Origin of the sequence: Actinomadura harenae, assembly GCF_003696215.1 — a bacterium.
GTDB lineage: Bacteria > Actinomycetota > Actinomycetes > Streptosporangiales > Streptosporangiaceae > Spirillospora > Spirillospora harenae.
The window spans coordinates 43,262-60,534 of sequence record NZ_RFFG01000027.1 but is presented as its reverse complement, the minus strand read 5'-3'; the positions used below and the strand labels follow the sequence as shown (position 1 = coordinate 60,534).

The following is a 17,273-nucleotide window of genomic DNA, read 5'->3' as shown; positions in this document are numbered from 1 at the left end:
TGGTGACCGGTCTGGGAGTGGTCGCCCCGACCGGGGTCGGCGCCGAGGAGTACTGGACCCGCACCCTCCAGGGCGTCAGCGGCATCGGCCCGATCTCCCGGTTCGACGCCTCCCCCTATCCGGTACGGCTGGCCGGGGAGGTCCGCGACCTCGACGTCACCGACCGCCTGTCGGGCAGGATCCTGTCGCAGACCGACCGGCTGACCCAGATCGCCCTGGTCGCCGCCGACCTCGCGCTCGCGGACGCCGGTCTCGACACGCGACGGCTGGACCCCTACGACATCGGGGTGGTGACGGCCAACTCCGTGGGCGGGTTCGAGTTCGGGCAGCACGAACTGTCCAACCTCTGGGCGAACGGCCCGGAGTACGTCAGCGCCTACCAGTCGTTCGCGTGGTTCTACGCGGTGAACACCGGACAGATCTCCATCCGCCACGGCATCCGCGGGCCGAACGGCGTCATCGTCGCCGAACAGGCCGGCGGGCTGGACGCGGTGGGGCAGGCCCGCAGGCACGTCGGCCACGGCACCCGGGCGGTCGTCTCCGGCGGAGTCGAGGCGCCGCTGTGCCCGTGGTCGCTGGCGGCCCATCTGCCCAGCGGACGGCTGAGCCGCGAGGAGGACCCCGCCTCGGCCTACCGGCCGTTCACCCGTGGCGCGCCCGGCCACGTGCTGGGGGAGGGCGGGGCGATCCTGCTGGTGGAGGACGCGAACTCGGCGTGGGAGCGCGGCGTCCCGCACGTGTACGGCGAGGTCGCGGGCCACTGCTCCACCTTCGACCCACCACCCTCGGCGGGCCGGGGCCCGCGGCTGGAGGCCGCCATGCGCGGGGCGATCGCGGACGCGGGTCTCGACCCGGCGGACGTCGACGTGGTCTTCGCGGACGCCGCGGGCGTCCCCGAGCTCGACCTGGCCGAGGCCCGGGCCGTCACCGCGATCTTCGGCCCGCGCGGAGTGCCGGTGACCGCGCCCAAGACGATGGTGGGACGGCTGAACGCCGGCGGCGGCGCGCTGGACCTCGCCGCCGCCCTGCTCTGCGTCCGCGACGGGCTGATCCCCCCGACCGTCAACGTCGACGGACCGGCCGGGGAGTACGACATCGACCTGGTCACCCGGGCGAGACCGGCGTCCGTGGGCACCGCGCTCGTGTGCGCGCGCGGATATGGCGGATTCAACTCCGCCATGGTGGTCAGGGAGTTCCGGTGAGTCCGGAACCGGCCCCGGCGCGGCCGCGCGAGGCGGCGCCGGCCGCGGAACCCGGGCCCGCCGCGAGGGGCACCACCAGGGACACGGCGAGGGACACGGCGAGGGACACGGCGAGGGACACGGCGCCATGGTCGCTCTGCGCCGGCTGCCGGTCGGTCGTCTGGAGCAAACGGCTGGCGAGGTCCCACGGTGTCTGCCCGGAGTGCGGGCATCACGGCCGGCTCACCGCGGACCAGCGCCTCGCCCTGCTGCTGGACCCGGGGAGCGCCGAACCGCTGGACATCTCGGCGCCGAACGGGGACCCGCTCGGCTTCGTCGACGTCAAGCCGTACCGGCAGCGGCTGCGCGAGGCGAGGGACGCCACGGGACTGGCCGAGGCGGTGGTGTGCGTCCGCGGCCGGATCGACGGGGTTCCCCTGGTCGCCGCCGTGATGGACTTCCGGTTCCTCGGCGGCAGCCTCGGCGGCGCGGTGGGCGACCTGATCGCGCAGGCCGCCGACGCGTCCCTGCGCGAGCGCGTGCCGCTGCTGATCGTGTCGGCCTCGGGCGGGGCGCGCATGCAGGAGGGGCCGATCTCGCTCATGCAGCTGGCCAAGACGGCGGCCGCGCTGGGCGACCTCGACAAGGCGGGCATCCTGACGGTCTCCCTCGTCACCGATCCGACGTTCGGCGGGGTCGCCGCGTCCTTCGCGACGCTCTGTGACGTCGTGATCGCCGAACCGGGGGCGCGCCTGGGACTCGCCGGGCCCCGGGTCATCGAGCAGACCGTCGGCGAGCGGCTCCCGAAGGGCTTCCAGACCGCGGAGTTCCTGCTGGAGCGGGGCATGATCGACATGGTCCGGGACCGTGCCGCCCTGCGCGGGACGCTGGCCCGCCTGCTGGCCGCCGGTGCGCGCCGCCCGCATTCCGTCGACGCCGGGGCCTCGGCCGACACGAGGATCCGGGACGTGACCGCGCTGGCGGAGCGGGATCCGTGGGCGGCCGTCCGGGCGGCCCGCGGCCTCGACCGGCCGACCACGCTCGACTACTTCGACCGGATCCTCGACTTCTTCGTCGAACTGCGCGGCGACCGGTGCTCGGGCGACTGTCCCGCGGTCGTGGGCGGCGTCGGCGGCCTCGGGGGGATGCCGCTGGTGGTCATCGGCCACCAGAAGGGGCACACCCCCGCCGAGCTGTCGGCGCGCAACTTCGGCATGCCGCGACCCGCCGGCTACCGCAAGGCGGCCCGCCTGCTGCGGCTGGCCGAGAAGCTGGGGCTGCCGGTGCTCACGCTGATCGACACCCCGGGCGCCTATCCCGGGCGGGAGGCCGAGGAGCAGGGCCAGGCCGTGGCGATCGCGGAGAACCTGCGGCTGATGGCCGGCCTGTCGGTGCCGATCGTCTCCGTCGTCACCGGTGAGGGCGGCAGCGGAGGAGCCCTGGCGCTGGGCGTCGCCGACCAGGTCCTGATCTGCTCCAACGCCGTCTACTCGGTGATCAGCCCCGAGGGCTGCGCGGCGATCCTGTGGCGGGACGCGAAGGCGGCGCCCGCCGCGGCGCGGGCGCTCCACCTCGACGCGCGCTCGCTGCTGCGGCTCGGAGTGGTCGACGCCGTCATCCCGGAGCCGGAGGCCGGCTTCCGGCACACCGACGACGTGGCGGCGCGGCGGGTCCAGGGCGCCGTCCAGGCGGCGCTGCGCGAACTGATCGACCTCGGCGGGGAACGGATCGTGGAACGGCGATGGCGGCGCCTTCGCTCACACCAGGCCCGCCCCCGCGACGAGCACCGGGCCCGGTCCGACGGCGACGGCGACGGCGACGGAGGCGACGATGACGAACGAATCGGCTGAGCGGCGCCCGCTGGAGGAGGTGTGCCGCGGCGTGACCGACCTGATCGCCGCGGCCGGCGGCTCGTTGCGCCGGATCGCCTTCCGGTCCGGGGACGCCGAGGTGGAGATGGAGTGGGCCGCTCCCGAGGACGGCCTGGCCGGGACGGCGCCGTCCGCGCCGAGGGGTCCCGCGCCCGCCCCGGGCACCGAGGGTCTCGTCTACGTCAGGGCGGGGATGGTCGGCACGTTCTACGTCGCGCCCGAGCCGGGCGGCACCCCGTTCGTGTCCGAGGGCGACCTCGTCCGGCCGGGGCAGCAGGTCGCGATCCTCGAGGTGATGAAGCTGCTCGCGCCCGTCGAGGCGGACCGTCCGGGCCGCGTGGTGGAGTTCCTGGTGAAGGACGGCGAGTCCGTGGAGTACGGCACGCCGCTGATCGCGCTCGACCCCGGTTCGGACGGCTGACCGCCGTGTTCGACAAGATCCTTGTCGCCAACCGGGGCGAGATCGCCCTGCGGGTCGTCCGCACCTGCCGTGAGCTCGGCATCAGGACCGTCGTCGTCCACTCCTCCGACGACCGGGAGTCCGCCGCGGTCACGGCCGCCGACGAGGCGATCCACATCGGACCGGCGGCGGCCCGCCGGAGCTACCTCAACATGGCGGCCGTCCTCGAGGCGGGCGTGCGGGCCGGGGCGGACGCCGTCCATCCCGGCTACGGGTTCCTGTCCGAGGATCCCGATTTCGCGGAGGCGGCCGAAGAGGCCGGGATGACCTTCATCGGCCCGCCGCCCGGTGTTCTGGAGCGGCTCGGCCGCAAGTCCGAGGCCCGGTCCCTCATGGCGGACGCCGGCCTCCCCGTCCTTCCCGGCGGCATCGGCTCCCAGGACACGCTGGAGGCGGCGCGCCGGGCTGCGGCCGACGCGGGCTTCCCGCTGATCGTGAAGGCGGTCGCCGGCGGAGGCGGGCGCGGGACCCGGGTGGTCCACCACCCCGGCGACCTCGCCGCCGCCTACGCGGCCACCCGCCGGGACGCCCGCGCCCTCTTCGGCGACGACCGCGTCTACGTGGAGCGTTACGTCACCGGAGCCAGGCACGTCGAGGTCCAGGTGCTCTGCGACCGGTATCGGAACGCGCTGCACCTGGGCGAACGGGACTGCAGCGTCCAGCGCCGGAACCAGAAGCTGATCGAGGAGACCCCCGCGCCCCGGCTGCCCGGCGAGCTGCTCGACGCGATGCGCGGGTCGGCGGTGCGCGGCGCGCTGGCCGCGGACTACGTGGGGGCGGGCACGTTCGAGTTCCTGGTCGACCGGCACGGCGAGTTCCACTTCATGGAGGTCAACAGCAGGCTTCAGGTGGAGCATCCGGTCACCGAGATGGCCACCGGGCTCGACCTCGTCCGGGAGCAGATCAGGATCGCCGCGGGGGAGCCGCTCGGCCTGCGGCAGCAGGACGTCCGGCCGCGTGGCGTCGCGATCGAGTGCCGGATCAACGCCGAGGACCCCGAGCGCGACTTCGCACCCTCGCCGGGGCTGCTCACCGAGTTCCGGCCGCCCGGCGGGCCGTTCGTCCGCGTGGACACCCACGCCACCGCCGGGATGGGGATCTCGCCCGCGTACGACTCGCTGGTCGCGAAGGTGATCGTCTGGGCTCCGGACCGGTCCGGAGCCATCGCCCGGATGCGCCGGGCCCTGGCGGAGCTGCGCGTCGGCGGCCCCTCGATCCGGACGACGTCGGACTTCCTGGTCCGGGTCCTGGAGCATCCGTCCTTCGTCGCGGCGGAGCACGACACCTCGATCGTCGCCGAGATGCGGCGCGCGGGGTCGTAGCGCCGCCGAGCCCCGCTTCCGGACGGCCGGGAAGACGGCCGACCGCCAACCGCCTTGACTCGGCCCCGGCCGGACAAGGGCAGGGCATGCCGCCCGGTGCCGCGACGGCGCCGGACGGCATGCCCCGGGGGCCCTCGGCCTACCGCACGACCCCTTCGACGAGGTGCATCACGGGACTCGCCGGGAACGTCCGGCGCAGCTCCAGGCCCGCGCGTTCGAAGACGTCGCGGAACTCGTCCGTGGTCCGCTCCTTGCCGCCCTGGCTGACCAGCATCAGCAGGTCGATCACGCCGGCGATCCGGGGCGTCGTGGTCGCGTCGAGGAGCTGGTCGATGACGATCACGCGGGCCCCCGGGGCGGCGTTCCGGGCGATGTTCCGCAGCACGCCCGCCGCCGTGTCGTCGTCCCACATGTGCAGGACGCCCTTGATCAGGTAGATGTCCGCCTTCACCGGGACGTCGGCATGGCAGTCGCCCGGAACGATCCGGCACCGGCCGGCCAGCGAGCCGCCGTCGCGCAGTTCGGGGTCCGCGTCGGCGAGGATGCGCGGCATCTCGAAGAGGACGCCCCGCAGCCCGTCGTGCCGTTCCAGCACGGCCCTGAGCAGCCTGCCCTTGCCGCCGCCGATGTCGGCGACCGTGGTCGCCGAGCCGATGTCCATGGTCCCCGCCAGGGCGTCCGCGGCGGCCTCGGTCGACTTCGCGGCGGCCGCGTCGAAGACGGCGCCGATCTCGGGCCGGTGCTCGGCGAGATAGGTGAACATGTCGGTCCCGAAGATCTCGGGAAAGACCGCCTCGCCGGTCCGGATCGAGTCGGTGAGCCTCGCCCAGATCCGCCAGGCGAAGTCGGCCCCGGCGAGCTCGACCCAGGGTTTGCGGCTGTTGGGCGCGTCGGCGCGCAGCGCCCGCGACAGCGGGGTGTGGCCGTACCGCCCGGCGGAGTCCTCCTGGAAGACTCCGTGCCCGGCGAGGGCGCGCATGAGCTGGCGGAGCGCACCGGGATGCGCGCCCACCGCCTCCGCGAGCGCGTCCACGTGAACGGGGCCGTCGCCGACCGCGTCGGCCACGCCGAGCGTGGCCGCGGCGGTGAGCGCGGCGCTCACCCCGAGGCTGTAGGCCAGCTCGTGGAGTTGGAGTACGGGATCGGGACCGGTCCGCGGAGCGCTGTCCATCTGGGAACCCTTCTCATGCCCGGTTGTCGTGGTCTCGCCTGTCGACCGGCTCGGCCCGCGCGGCGGCCCGCAGGACGTGCCCGGCGTACACGGCGGTGTTGGTGTCGAACTGGAGGGCGGCGTGAGCGGTCGCGGCGTGCACGTCCCGCCAGGCCCGTTCGACCGGGCCGCCCAGCATCTGGGCACGCGCCCCGCTCACGCGGTACAGGCGTTCGACGGCCTCGACCAGGTACTCGGCGACCACGGCGTAGTCCCGGTGGCTTCTCGCCACGTCGCCGGGCGTCACCTCGCGGCCGGAGTCGGCGATCCGGGCGATCCTGCCCATCAGCAGCTCCGCCGCGTCGACCGCGGTGGCCGAGCGGGCCAGGGCCGCCTGGACCGTGGCCTTGTCCCTGGCCTGGACGACCCGGCCCATGGACATCTCCGTCTTCCCCGCGACCCACTCCGTCCAGCGGTGCAGCGCGCCCCGGACCGCGCCCAGCGCGGGAGCGATCATGGTGAGGCCGTTGACCAGCCGGAACGGAACCCGCAGGAACGGCGGGTCCGGGTCCGGGGCGCCGGCCAGGACGTCCTGCTGGGCGAACGAGCGGTGCGCGGGCACCGCCACGCCGTCCAGCACGACCGTCTTGCTGCCGGTGCCGCGCATCCCGGTGGTGAACCAGGTGTCCCGCACCCCGCACTCGTCGCGGGGCACGGCGAAGAAGCGCAACCGCCGCTCGGTCGTGCCGGGCTCCCATCCGGACACCAGGACCCAGTCGGCATGGTCGACGCCGCTCACGAAGCCCCACTCGCCGCCGAGTTCCCAGCCGGGACCGCACCGGGTCACGGTGCCGCCGGGGACGACCCCGGCGGAGATCAGGACGTCGGGACCGTCCCCCCACAGATCCCGCCGTCCCTCGGGGGGAAGGAACGCGGCCATCCTGGGGTGCGAGGCGAACAGCGACGCGCACCAGCCCGCGGACGCGCAGCCTTCGGCGATCGTGGAGACCTGGTGGAGGAGGTCGGCGAAGCGGCCGTGCCCCCCGCCGAACCCGTCCGGCACGAAGAGGCGGGCGAGGCCCGCCTGGGTGATGGCTTGGACGACCGGTGCGCTGAGCCGCCGCTCGTCTTCGGCGGCGGAGGCGTGGGCGGCGGCCACCGAGCGCACCGCCTCGGCGGTCGTCACCTCGGACGCCGCCGCGTCGGTCTGGCGGGACGCCGCCGCGTCGATCTGGCCGGGCATCGCGGGGCCCGCTCAGGGACGCTCGGCGACGAACAGCCGGTGCATGGCCTTCTCGCCGGTGTAGGTCCGCGTTTCCTTGAACCCGGCGGCCGTCAGCATCCGCCGGTAGGTGGCGACCGAGTGGGTCTCGCCGTCGTGGGTCTGCACCAGCATGATGACCGAGAACATGAAGGGCAGCGGGTTGGTCTCGGGGGTGTCGCCCTCGTCGTAGGTGTGCCCGACGACCGCGATCAGGCCCCCGGGTTTCACCGCCGTCCCCACCCGGCGGAGCAGCGCGGTGGCCGTGTCCTCGGAGAAGTGGTGCAGCACGTTGGTGATCATGACGATGTCGTAGGGGCCGCCGAGCGGCACCTCGAACATGTCGCCGGCGATGTAGTGGGCGCGGTCCGCGAGCCCCTGCCGCTCGGCGTTGCGCCTGGTGATCTCCAGGACGTTCGGCCAGTCCAGGCACCAGACGTGCGCGCGCGGCTCACGCCGGGCGAGGGTGAATCCGTACGCCCCGTGGCTGGAGGCGACGTCGAGCACCTTCACCGACTCCCGGGTGGCGGCCCACGGCGCCAGCCGGTCGGCCATCAGCTCGGCGGCGCCGTTGTTGAACCACGAGGTGTGGTTGGCGAAGTCCTCCCAGTAGTCGAACTCCGGGGTGAGGGCGTGGGTGTCGGTGACGGTGCCGCCGTGCCGCACCGCGTCGACGAGCCGCTTCTGCGCGTCCCACTCCCAGTCGCTGGCCCCCAGCCGCACGGCGTGACCGAAGAACTGCGGACTGGTGCTGACCAGGAGCGTCTCTCCACCCGGCAGGAGGTGGTAGTCGTCCCCCTCGCGACGGAGCAGCCCGATCGCCGTCAGCGCGTCCAGGAGGATCCGCGTCGCCCTGGCGTCGGTCTTCAGCACCCGGGCGAGCGCGCCCGCGTCGGACGGCGCGGACGCCAGCTCGTCGAAGAGGCGCAGTTCGAGGGCGGTGCGCAGGAGGGCCGTCTTGACGTAGCCGCGGGCTATGTCGTGCAGTTGCGGAGTCGTGATCGTGGGGGAGTCACTCTCGATCATGGGCACCTTCCAGATTCGCGTCGGCGTCATCGTGACCACCGGGTTTCGAGAACGGCTCGAACCTCCGGCTCGACCGATCGTCCAATCCGGTCACCGACACTCGCCGCGGCGGATCAGCGCATCAGTGGAGGGGGAAGGCCATGGCGTACGACGTTCCGGTCGTGGTCGCGGGGGGAGGGCTCGTGGGCCTGTCCATCGCCCTGTTCCTGCGAAGACGGGGAATCGAGACGATGGTCGTGGAGCCGCACCTCGCGCCGTCGCCACTGCCCAAGGGCCGGGGACTGAACGTCCGGACGATGGAGCTCTACCGTGCGGCGGGGCTGGAACAGGCGCTCCGTGAGGCCCCGCCGTCCGTCCTGACCGGCCTTCCGGAGGTGATCCACGCCGAGACGCTGGCCGGCGCGGAGCGCTTCCGCGCCACCCGGCCCTCCGACGCCGTGTTCGGCGCGGCCAGCCCGACCACCCCGCTGACCATCGACCAGAACGTCGTCGAGCTCGTTCTCCGCGAGCACGCCGTCCGAGCGGGAGTGGACCTGCGGCTGGGAACCCGGCTGACCCGGTTCGCCCAGGACGCCTTCGCCGTGGGCGCCTACATCGGCGACGCGCCGCGCGCGCCGGTCCGGGCGCAGTACCTGGTGGCGGCCGACGGCCACAGGTCGCCCGTTCGCCGGCGACTGGGAGTGGGGGTCACCGGGCCCGGGGTCATGGCGCGGTACGTCAACATCCCGTTCCGGGCCGACCTCACCGGACCCCTGCGCGGACGGCGCCTGGCGCTGTGCTACCTCGACCGGCCCGCGGCCGGCACCATCCTGGCGAGACTCGCCGACCGGGACCAGTGGATCCTCATCGTGCCGCGCGACCTCGTCGAGGACGTCACCCCCGACCGCTATCCCGACCTGGTCCGGGCGGCCGTCGGGACGCCGGACGTGGAACCGCGGATCTCGCGGGAACTGCTCGACCCCGACGGCCGCCCGCCCGGCTGGGATCTGGCCGCGTGGGTGGCCGACCGCTACAAGGTCGGGCGGGTGCTGCTGGCCGGGGACGCCGCGCACGTGATGCCGCCCGCGGGCGGACTCGGCGGGAACGTCGGGATCCAGGACGCCTACGACCTCGCCTGGAAGCTCGCCGCGGTGATCCGCGGCCAGGCGGGGCCCGACCTGCTGGAGACCTATGAGCCCGAACGGCGTCCCGTCGCCGAACGGTCGTGCGGTTTCGCGGTCGACCTCCAGTCCTCACGGGGCGCGGGGGCGGCGGGTCCCGGGCGGCGGCCGGACCCGGTGGCGATGGTCCTGGGGCAGCGCTACCGGTCACCGGCGGTGACGGAGGGGCCGGCGGACGACGGGAGGCCCGAAGGACGTCCGGGCACCCGCGCCCCTCACGTTCCGCTGGTCCGCGCCGGCGGCCCGGTCTCCACGCTCGACCTCTACGGCGAGGACTTCGTTGTGGTCGCCGGGCCAAGGGGCGGGCCATGGGTGGAGGAGGCGCGGAGGATCGGCCTGCGGGTCCATCGCGTCGGCGACGACCTGGCCGACCCGGAAGGCGGGTGGGCGGCGGCGCACGGTGTCACCGACTCCGGGGCGGTGGCCGTCCGCCCGGACGGATACGTGTGCTGGCGCGCGGCGGCGGGCCCCCACGACCTGGCGGGCCCCCACGATCTGGCGGGCCCCCACGATCTGGCGGGCTCGCTCGCGCGGGCGCTGGCCGTCAGCTCGACGGACCCTCTAAGGGCCACTGCGAACCTGGGGGGCGTCGATGAGCCGACCTGATCATCTGTGGGGAACAATGAAAGCTCTGGTCCTGTCCGGAGGGACGGGCACGAGACTGCGCCCGTTCACCTATTCCATGGCCAAGCAACTGCTGCCGGTGGCGAACAAACCGGTCCTGCGGCACTGCCTCGAGGCCGTCCGCGGAGCGGGGATCACCGAGGTCGGCGTGGTCGTCGGCGACCACCACGACCAGATCAGGGACGCGTTCGGCGACGGCTCCGGCGACGGCGTCCGGATCACCTACATCGAACAGCCCTGGCCGGCGGGTCTCGCCCACGCGGTGCTGCTGGCCCGCGACTTCCTCGGCGACGACGACTTCATGATGTACCTCGGCGACAACATCGTCGCGGGCGGGCTGACCGCGGCCGCCTCCGACTTCGGCGCGCACCGGCCGGAGGTGAAACTGCTGGTGAGCAAGGTCGACGATCCCAGCCGGTACGGCATCGCCGAGTTCGACGCGTCCGGCCGGGTGTTCGGGCTCGCCGAGAAGCCCGCCGAGCCGCGCGGCGATTTCGCGATCATGGGGATCTACTTCTTCACCCCGGCCATCCACGAGGCCATCGCCCGGATCCGGCCCAGCGCCCGCGGCGAACTCGAGATCACCGACGCGATCGGCGAGGTCATGCTGGCCGGGGGAGTGGTCACGGCCGAGGAGCACACCGGGTACTGGCGGGACGCCGGCACGGTGGACGACCTGCTGGACTGCAACCGCTTCGTGCTCTCCGGCATGCGCGGCGAGACGCTCGGAGAGCGGGACCGCCACAGCGTGCTGCGCGGGGAGGTGCTCGTGGAGCCGGGAGCGAAGATCATCCGCTCGGAGGTGCACGGGCCCGCGATCGTCGGCGCGGACAGCGTCGTGGAGGACAGCCAGATCGGTCCCGGGACCGCCATCGGCCGGGGCTGCCTGCTGTCCGGGGTCCAGGTGGAGGGGTCGGTCCTTCTGGACGGCGCCGCCGTCCGTGGCGCGTGCGGAATCCGCGACTCGCTCATCGGCCGGCACGCGGAGGTGATCGGGGGCCGGGGACGGTCCGGTACCCGGCTGCGCATCGGCGACCACGCGTTCGTCGAACTGGCGGCCTGATGCCGGCCGGATCACCGACCCGGACCGCGCGGCCCGCCGCGCGCGCCGCTGCGCGCGGCGACGGCACACCACGAGGAAGGTCGGCATGAGGCTTCTCGTCACCGGCGGCGCGGGATTCATCGGGTCGTGCTACGTGCGCGGACTGCTGAGCGGCGAGTACGGCGACGTCGGCGATCCCCTGGTCACCGTCCTGGACAAGCTGACGTACGCGGGCAACCCCGACAACCTCCCCACCGGTGACGAGCGGCTGCGCTTCGTCAGGGGGGACGTGACCGACGAACGGCTGGTCCGGCGCCTGCTCGAAGGGCAGGACGCGGTCGTCCACCTCGCCGCCGAATCCCACGTCGACCGCTCGATCGCGGGCTCGGCGGAGTTCGTCCGGACCAACGTCCTCGGCACGCACACCCTGCTCGAGCAGTCGCTGCGCGCCGGGGTCGGCACCGTGGTCTGCGTGTCCACCGACGAGGTGTACGGCTCGATCCCCGAGGGCCGCTGGACCGAGGCGTCGCCGCCGCTGCCGAACTCGCCGTACGCCGCGTCCAAGGCCGGGGCGGACCTGATCGCGCGGTCCTACCACCGGACGCACGGCCTCGACGTGCGGATCACCCGCTGCTCCAACAACTACGGGCCCCGCCAGCACCCGGAGAAGCTCATCCCGCGGTTCGTCACCAACCTGCTGACCGGCCGGCCCGTCGGACTGTACGGCCAGGGCGGGAACGTCCGTGAATGGCTGCACGTGGCCGACCACTGCCGCGCCGTCCATCTGGTCCTGACCGGGGGCCGGCCCGGCGAGGTCTACAACATCGCCGGCGGGGTGGAGCTGACCAACCGGGAGGTCACCGAGCGGCTCCTCGGGCTGTGCGGCGCCGACTGGAGCGCGGTCGAGCTGGTCCAGGACCGCAAGGGACACGACCTCCGGTACGCGATGGACGACTCCAAGATCCGGCGGGAACTGGGGTACGCGCCGCGGGTCGGCTTCGACGCGGGCCTCGGCGAGGTGGTCGACTGGTACCGCGCCAACCCGCGGTGGTGGCGACGGGCCGCAGAAGACTCGGCGGCCTCGGAGGCCGCGGCGGCCGGGACATGACCGCCCGGCCGCCGGGACGCGGGTCAGCCGGGCACCTGGATCGTCCGGTCGCCGAACGCGATGGTGTCGAACACCCTGCGGTAGGCCGGTGTCCGTGAGACCAGCCCGGCGATCCTGGGACGGAGCGCGCCGCCGAGGCGACCGGTGGACAGCATCGCCTTGCTCTGCATGATCTGGATCCGGGTGATCCTGTTGATCGTGCGGCGCCGGTCCCGCACGTACGGTTCGAAGAAGCGCGCCGTGGCGTCCCGGCGCCGCAGCGAGTCCAGGAGGACCCCGTGCAGCGCGACGGCGTCCTGGATCGCCAGGTTGATGCCCTGGGCGCCGATCGGGCTGTGGGTGTGCGCGCTGTCGCCGATCAGCACCAGGCCGTCCCGGGCCCATTCGGCGGCGTCACCGGCGAACACGTCGAGCAGGGTGAGGTCCCTGGCGCTCGTGATCGAGGCCCGCACCAGATCGGCGTAGGGGGGCATCGCCCGGGCGATCCGTTCCCTCAGTTCCCCGACCCCGGCCTCGGCCAGCGCGCGGTACCGCCCGTGCGGCAGCGTCCAGCCCACCTGGAGGCTGTCCGGGTAGGACGGGTAGGTGATCACGGGGTTGCCGCCGGCCCGGAAGATCCGTACCTCGCGCGGCACCGGGCCGGACAGGGGAAGCCTGAACCACAGGACGTCCTGGTCGAAGACGTCCAGGCGGCCGGCCTCGATTCCGGCCAGCCGGCGGACCTTGGAGTAGCGGCCGTCGGCGCCGATCACACAGTGCGCGTGGACGGTCGGCGAACCGGCGGCCCGGTCGCCCTCGACCCCTTCGACCCGTCCGCCGGAGCCGAGCAGCCGCACGGCCCTGCACCCGCCGAGATGGACGAACTCCTCGAACTTGCCGCACTGTGCCAGCAGTTCCTCGAGGACGTGGCGCTGCGGGAGGCTGAGCAGCCGGCCGAAGGGCCCGGGCAGACCGCGGTAGTCGGCGTCGATCAGCGTCCGGCCGTGCTCGACCAGCTGGAAGCGGTCCATCGCGTAGCCGCCCGCGGCCAGCGCCGGGTCGAGCACCCCGAGGGCGTCGAGGAGCGCCTGTCCGCCGGGCTGCAGGATCTCGCCGCGGTAGTCGCGGTCCAGTGACCGGGACCGCTCGAGCACGACGACCCGGGCGCCCGAGCGGACCAGCAGCAGCGCCAGTGTGAGGCCCGCGGGGCCCCCGCCGACGATGCAGAAGTCGGTTGTCAAGTCCGCCACGGTCGCACGCTCCCTCTGGCCGGTTCGGCTGCAACAGACCGCATGGTGTCCGGCGTCCGTCGAGAAGCGTTCGAGTGGGTTCAGGGGGAGGCGAGGCCGTCCGGTGGGCCCGTCACCGGCGGCCCACGCGGCCTACAGAAGGTCGGCGGTGACGGCCCTGTTCACCGCGTCGATACGGGAGCTCGCGCCGAGCTTGATGAAGACGTTGCCGAGGTGGCGCTTGACGGTGCCCTCGGCGATGGCGAGCCGCTTGCTGATCTGGGAGTTGCTCAACCCCTCGGAGACCAGCATGAGAATGTCACGTTCCCTGCGGGAGATGTTCGCGGCCCCGGTCCGGTCGGCGCCCAGCGCGGCGTTGAACTTCTCGTAGGAGCTGATGAACACCATGCGCGGGGACCGCGCGCTCGCGACCCTGATCGCGTAGACCAGCTCCAGCCGCGACACGCTCTTGCTCAGGTAGCCGTGGATGCCCTGACCTATCAGGGTCCGGATCATCCAGGGGTCGTCGTGGAAGGTGAGGGCGAGGATGCGCGACTCGGGGGAGGCCGCCCTGATGCGCTGCAGGCCCTCGAGCAGCTCGCTCGGGGTGTCCGCGTCGAAGAGGACGATGGAGGGGTGCAGGTGGCTGGCGGCCCGTGCGGCGTCCTCGAGGTTGTCGCAGTCGGCGACGACGGACAGTTCGCGCTCATTGCCGAGCATTTCGCGAAGTGATTCCCGAAAGAGAGTCTGATGATCCAGCAGCATCACCTGGGCGGCCGGGGCGGGTTCCGGCACGGATACCCCCTTGGGATTATCTGCTCGGATGGACATGTCCGTGTCCGGCTTCATGCGGGCCACCTGTCTCGCGGATCCGACCCCGACCCCAAATAGACATATTCGCACCCCTAATTTGCAAGATCAAGTCGACGTATGGTCCGAATCCGGTCAAGTGGCCGACTTTCACCTGCTCAGTGGGTGTGGTACTTCTCGCCACAGGGTGTTCACCAACTTGTCATCTCTTGCCGATGATCGGGCACATAATCAAGATTTCAACTTGGTCGTGCGAGCCCGTCATGACGCCGAATCGCGCCGTGGCCTGCGCCGACGCCTAGATCATCATCTGTGAACGACAGTGCCGATAATCGTTCACATGGAAACATCATGTCGATGTGGTTTCGAAACGACCAGCCGCTGCGTATTCAACCGGATCGCATGAGTAGTGGCGGGAACCTGCAAGATCGGCGCGCTTGTCGGACGGCCGGCCCGCCGGCCGCGCGGGCACTTACCGTATGCGGCCGCATCTTCTGAGTTGTCCTCTGTCAATCGCGCGCTATCATCCCCTGGCCTCGAACCAGATCACATATTGGCACCCTGATTTCGCCTGTCAAGTCGATGTGCGGTTCGATCCCGGGTTAAGCCGCTGCCGTCCACGCGCTTCACGGCGGATGGGTGATGCCGTGCCCCTCAGGTCACACCGGTGGCGTTCCGTATCGCCGACCTGCCGGTCAGGGAGGGGGTGTACGACCGGGGGCACCGGGTCGTACGACCTGTTGTGGCGCATGTCAGACCCCGGGTGAGGGCCGGGGGCACGCGGTTCTGCCACCTTCGCGCCACCTTCGCCCCGTCTCTTGAGTCGCCTCGATGGCATCACTTATCGTGCATCGCGTGACTGACAACAGATAACGGGGAGGACGAATGCGATTCACGGTCCTCGGATTGTTCGAAATGGCGGAAGGCGAGACCGACTGGACGCCCAGTGCGCCGAAGGTGCGCCAGGTCCTCGCGGTTCTGGTACTGCGGGCCGGGCAGGTCGTGAGCATTGACACGCTCATCGAAGAATTGTGGTCCGACGATCCGCCGCGCAGCGCGACGACCACCACGCAAACGTATATTTACCAGCTGCGCCGGGTCTTCGGCCGGTTGCAGGAGCGCAGCGGACTGCCGGACCCGCTCATCACGCGTCCCCCCGGCTATGTGTTGGACATTCCGCCCTCGGAGGTCGACGCCACGCGCTTCAACAGCATGCTCGACACCGGCCGCGCACTCTTGGCGCACGACGCGAGAGAAGCGGCCCGCATACTGCGTGAAGCGCTTGCCCTCTGGCGCGGGCCGATGCTCGGGAACGTCAACTGCGGTCCGCTGCTCCGCGGCTACGCCGCGCATTTCGAAGAGCGATATGTCAGCGCGCTCGAACTCCGGATCGCCGCCGATATGAGGCTGGGCAGGCACCACGAGCTGATCGCCGAACTCAAATCACTGGTGACCAGGTACCCCTACAACGAGTGGCTGCACGGGCAGCTCATCATCGCCCTGACCCGGGTCGGCCGAAGGGCCGAGGCCCTGGAGGCCTATCAGGACGTCCGGCGTCTGCTGGACCGGGACCTCGGCCTCGAACCGAGCCCGGACCTCAAGCAGGTCCACGCGGGGTTGCTGCATGCGCGCAGCGAGCTCTCGATGGACCTCGAATCACCTCTTCGCGCAGCGATATGACCTGGAGGCAGGCCGTGCAACCGGACTTCGACGTAGCCGTCATCGGCGGCGGCCCCGCCGGCTCCACCGTCGCCTCCTACCTCGCGGGCGCGGGGCTGTCGGTGGCGGTGTTCGAGAGCGAGTCCTTCCCCCGGCCGCACGTCGGCGAGTCGCTGGTGCCCGCGACGACGCCCGTACTGGCGGAGATCGGGGCGCTCGACAAGATCGACGCCGCCGGGTTCCCGCGCAAGTACGGCGCGGCCTGGACCTCGGCGGAGTCCCGCGACATCCCCCACAACGGATTCACCGGCCTGAGCCATGACTTCCGGGCCGCCGAGGTCATGTTCGTCGAGCGGGACCAGCCGGAGGTGGACCGGGACTTCACCTACCACGTCGACCGGGGACGGTTCGACCAGATCCTGCTCGACCATGCCGAGAGCAGGGGAGCCAAGGTCTTCACCAGGACGAGGGTCCTGCGGGCCGACTTCGACGCGGACCCCGACCGCGTCGAGCTGACCTGCCGGACGGGAGACGAGACGTTCCACCACAGCGCGCGCATGGTCGTGGACGCGTCGGGCCGGCAGACCATGCTGGGCCGCCAGCTGCGGCTGAAGGTGCCCGACCCGGTCTTCGACCAGTACGCCGTGCACACCTGGTTCGAGGGACTGGACCGGACCGCCCTCGCCACCGCCTCCGGCAAGGCCGACTACATCTTCGTCCACTTCCTGCCGCTCAAGGACACCTGGGTCTGGCAGATCCCCATCACCGACACGATCACGAGCGTCGGGGTCGTGACGCAAAAGCACCGTTTCACCGAGGCCGCCACCGATCGCGAGCGGTTCTTCTGGGACTTCGTGGGCAGCCGGCCCGACCTGGAGAGCGGGCTCAGGCTGGCTCGGCGGGTCAGGCCCTTCAAGGCCGAGGGCGACTACAGCTACTCCATGACCGAGATGTGCGGCGACCGGTTCGTCATGATCGGGGACGCGGCCCGCTTCGTCGACCCGATCTTCTCCAGCGGGGTGAGCGTCGCCCTCAACAGCGCCCGGCTCGCCGCGAAGGACATCATCGAGGCGCATCGCGCCGGCGGTTTCACCAAGGACCGGTTCGCCGTGTACGAGGGAAAACTGCGCCGGGCGGTCCGCAACTGGTACGAGTTCATCTCGATCTACTACCGGCTGAACGTGCTCTTCACGGCCTTCGTCCAGGATCCTCGCTACCGCGTCGACGTCCTGAAGATGCTGCAGGGCGACTTCTACGACACCGACACCCCCGCCGCGCTCACCGCGATGCGCGAGATCGTCCTCGCGGTGGAACAAGATCCCGACCATCTCTGGCACCCGTACCTCGGCACCCTGCGGGCGCCGCTCGCGGTCGCCGACAGCTGAAGGAGC

General features: G+C 72.1%; 14 protein-coding genes. 9 read left to right on the top strand and 5 right to left on the bottom strand.

Annotation, left to right across the window (positions count from 1 at the left end; genetic code table 11):
- Positions 1-2: 2 nt before the first annotated feature.
- Genes EBO15_RS17175 through EBO15_RS17160 form a run of 4 tightly spaced genes read left to right on the top strand, consistent with a single transcriptional unit; the run spans position 3 to position 4,834 of the window.
- A complete protein-coding gene (locus tag EBO15_RS17175) occupies positions 3-1,202 on the top strand; it encodes a ketosynthase chain-length factor (protein ID WP_325051914.1) in 1,200 nt (399 codons plus the stop codon).
- Positions 1,199-3,031, top strand: coding sequence for an acetyl-CoA carboxylase, carboxyltransferase subunit beta (gene accD / locus EBO15_RS17170; protein ID WP_122195400.1), 1,833 nt, complete (start codon positions 1,199-1,201; stop codon positions 3,029-3,031). The genes EBO15_RS17175 and accD overlap by 4 nt, the downstream gene beginning before the upstream one ends.
- Positions 3,012-3,473, top strand: coding sequence for an acetyl-CoA carboxylase biotin carboxyl carrier protein (locus EBO15_RS17165; RefSeq protein ID WP_122195399.1), 462 nt, complete (start codon positions 3,012-3,014; stop codon positions 3,471-3,473). Before accD ends, EBO15_RS17165 begins: the two co-directional genes overlap by 20 nt.
- 5 nt (positions 3,474-3,478) lie before the next feature.
- Positions 3,479-4,834, top strand: coding sequence for an acetyl-CoA carboxylase biotin carboxylase subunit (locus EBO15_RS17160; protein ID WP_122195398.1), 1,356 nt, complete (start codon positions 3,479-3,481; stop codon positions 4,832-4,834).
- 139 nt (positions 4,835-4,973) lie between these two features.
- Here the strand turns inward: EBO15_RS17160 and EBO15_RS17155 are convergent, their stop codons facing one another.
- The 3 genes from EBO15_RS17155 to EBO15_RS17145 are packed head-to-tail and all read right to left on the bottom strand — an operon-like array spanning position 4,974 to position 8,271.
- Complete coding sequence (locus EBO15_RS17155) at positions 4,974-6,005, bottom strand: methyltransferase (RefSeq protein ID WP_122195397.1); 1,032 nt, start codon at positions 6,003-6,005, stop codon at positions 4,974-4,976.
- Positions 6,006-6,018: 13 nt separating this feature from the next.
- Positions 6,019-7,227, bottom strand: coding sequence for an acyl-CoA dehydrogenase family protein (locus tag EBO15_RS17150; RefSeq protein ID WP_122195396.1), 1,209 nt, complete (start codon positions 7,225-7,227; stop codon positions 6,019-6,021).
- A 12-nt stretch (positions 7,228-7,239) separates the two neighbouring features.
- A complete protein-coding gene (locus EBO15_RS17145; RefSeq protein WP_122195433.1) occupies positions 7,240-8,271 on the bottom strand; it encodes a methyltransferase in 1,032 nt (343 codons plus the stop codon).
- 140 nt (positions 8,272-8,411) lie between these two features.
- On the opposite strand from EBO15_RS17145, the gene EBO15_RS17140 reads away from it, so the two are divergent.
- From EBO15_RS17140 to rfbB, 3 genes are all read left to right on the top strand, one after another.
- Complete coding sequence (locus tag EBO15_RS17140; protein WP_122195395.1) at positions 8,412-10,037, top strand: FAD-dependent monooxygenase; 1,626 nt, start codon at positions 8,412-8,414, stop codon at positions 10,035-10,037.
- Entirely contained in the window at positions 10,024-11,118 is a 1,095-nt protein-coding gene (locus EBO15_RS17135; protein ID WP_325051913.1) for a glucose-1-phosphate thymidylyltransferase, read from the top strand. The genes EBO15_RS17140 and EBO15_RS17135 overlap by 14 nt, the downstream gene beginning before the upstream one ends.
- Positions 11,119-11,203: 85 nt before the next feature.
- Positions 11,204-12,205, top strand: coding sequence for a dTDP-glucose 4,6-dehydratase (rfbB, locus tag EBO15_RS17130; RefSeq protein WP_122195393.1), 1,002 nt, complete (start codon positions 11,204-11,206; stop codon positions 12,203-12,205).
- Positions 12,206-12,228: 23 nt separating this feature from the next.
- Here the strand turns inward: rfbB and EBO15_RS17125 are convergent, their stop codons facing one another.
- Both EBO15_RS17125 and EBO15_RS17120 read right to left on the bottom strand, forming a co-directional pair.
- Complete coding sequence (locus EBO15_RS17125; protein WP_122195392.1) at positions 12,229-13,434, bottom strand: FAD-dependent monooxygenase; 1,206 nt, start codon at positions 13,432-13,434, stop codon at positions 12,229-12,231.
- 132 nt (positions 13,435-13,566) lie between these two features.
- Positions 13,567-14,178, bottom strand: coding sequence for a LuxR C-terminal-related transcriptional regulator (locus tag EBO15_RS17120; protein ID WP_267898413.1), 612 nt, complete (start codon positions 14,176-14,178; stop codon positions 13,567-13,569).
- A gap of 930 nt (positions 14,179-15,108) precedes the next feature.
- Between EBO15_RS17120 and EBO15_RS17115 the strand changes: the two genes are divergently transcribed.
- The gene (locus EBO15_RS17115; RefSeq protein WP_122195390.1) at positions 15,109-15,903 is read left to right on the top strand and encodes an AfsR/SARP family transcriptional regulator; all 795 of its coding nucleotides are present in this window, start codon (positions 15,109-15,111) and stop codon (positions 15,901-15,903) included.
- The gene (locus EBO15_RS17110; RefSeq protein ID WP_199744600.1) at positions 15,900-17,267 is read left to right on the top strand and encodes an NAD(P)/FAD-dependent oxidoreductase; all 1,368 of its coding nucleotides are present in this window, start codon (positions 15,900-15,902) and stop codon (positions 17,265-17,267) included. The genes EBO15_RS17115 and EBO15_RS17110 overlap by 4 nt, the downstream gene beginning before the upstream one ends.
- Positions 17,268-17,273: the final 6 nt, after the last annotated feature.

What these genes read in the sequence shown, in the direction of transcription:
- rfbB (WP_122195393.1), top strand. Translation starts at nt 11,204, where the DNA reads ATGAGGCTTCTCGTCACCGGCGGCGCGGGATTCATCGGGTCGTGCTAC.
- EBO15_RS17145 (WP_122195433.1), bottom strand. Translation starts at nt 8,271, where the DNA reads ATGATCGAGAGTGACTCCCCCACGATCACGACTCCGCAACTGCACGAC.
- EBO15_RS17165 (WP_122195399.1), top strand. Translation starts at nt 3,012, where the DNA reads ATGACGAACGAATCGGCTGAGCGGCGCCCGCTGGAGGAGGTGTGCCGC.
- EBO15_RS17140 (WP_122195395.1), top strand. Translation starts at nt 8,412, where the DNA reads ATGGCGTACGACGTTCCGGTCGTGGTCGCGGGGGGAGGGCTCGTGGGC.
- EBO15_RS17135 (WP_325051913.1), top strand. Translation starts at nt 10,024, where the DNA reads ATGAGCCGACCTGATCATCTGTGGGGAACAATGAAAGCTCTGGTCCTG.
- EBO15_RS17120 (WP_267898413.1), bottom strand. Translation starts at nt 14,178, where the DNA reads ATGCTGCTGGATCATCAGACTCTCTTTCGGGAATCACTTCGCGAAATG.
- EBO15_RS17155 (WP_122195397.1), bottom strand. Translation starts at nt 6,005, where the DNA reads ATGGACAGCGCTCCGCGGACCGGTCCCGATCCCGTACTCCAACTCCAC.
- EBO15_RS17110 (WP_199744600.1), top strand. Translation starts at nt 15,900, where the DNA reads ATGACCTGGAGGCAGGCCGTGCAACCGGACTTCGACGTAGCCGTCATC.
- EBO15_RS17150 (WP_122195396.1), bottom strand. Translation starts at nt 7,227, where the DNA reads ATGCCCGGCCAGATCGACGCGGCGGCGTCCCGCCAGACCGACGCGGCG.
- EBO15_RS17115 (WP_122195390.1), top strand. Translation starts at nt 15,109, where the DNA reads ATGCGATTCACGGTCCTCGGATTGTTCGAAATGGCGGAAGGCGAGACC.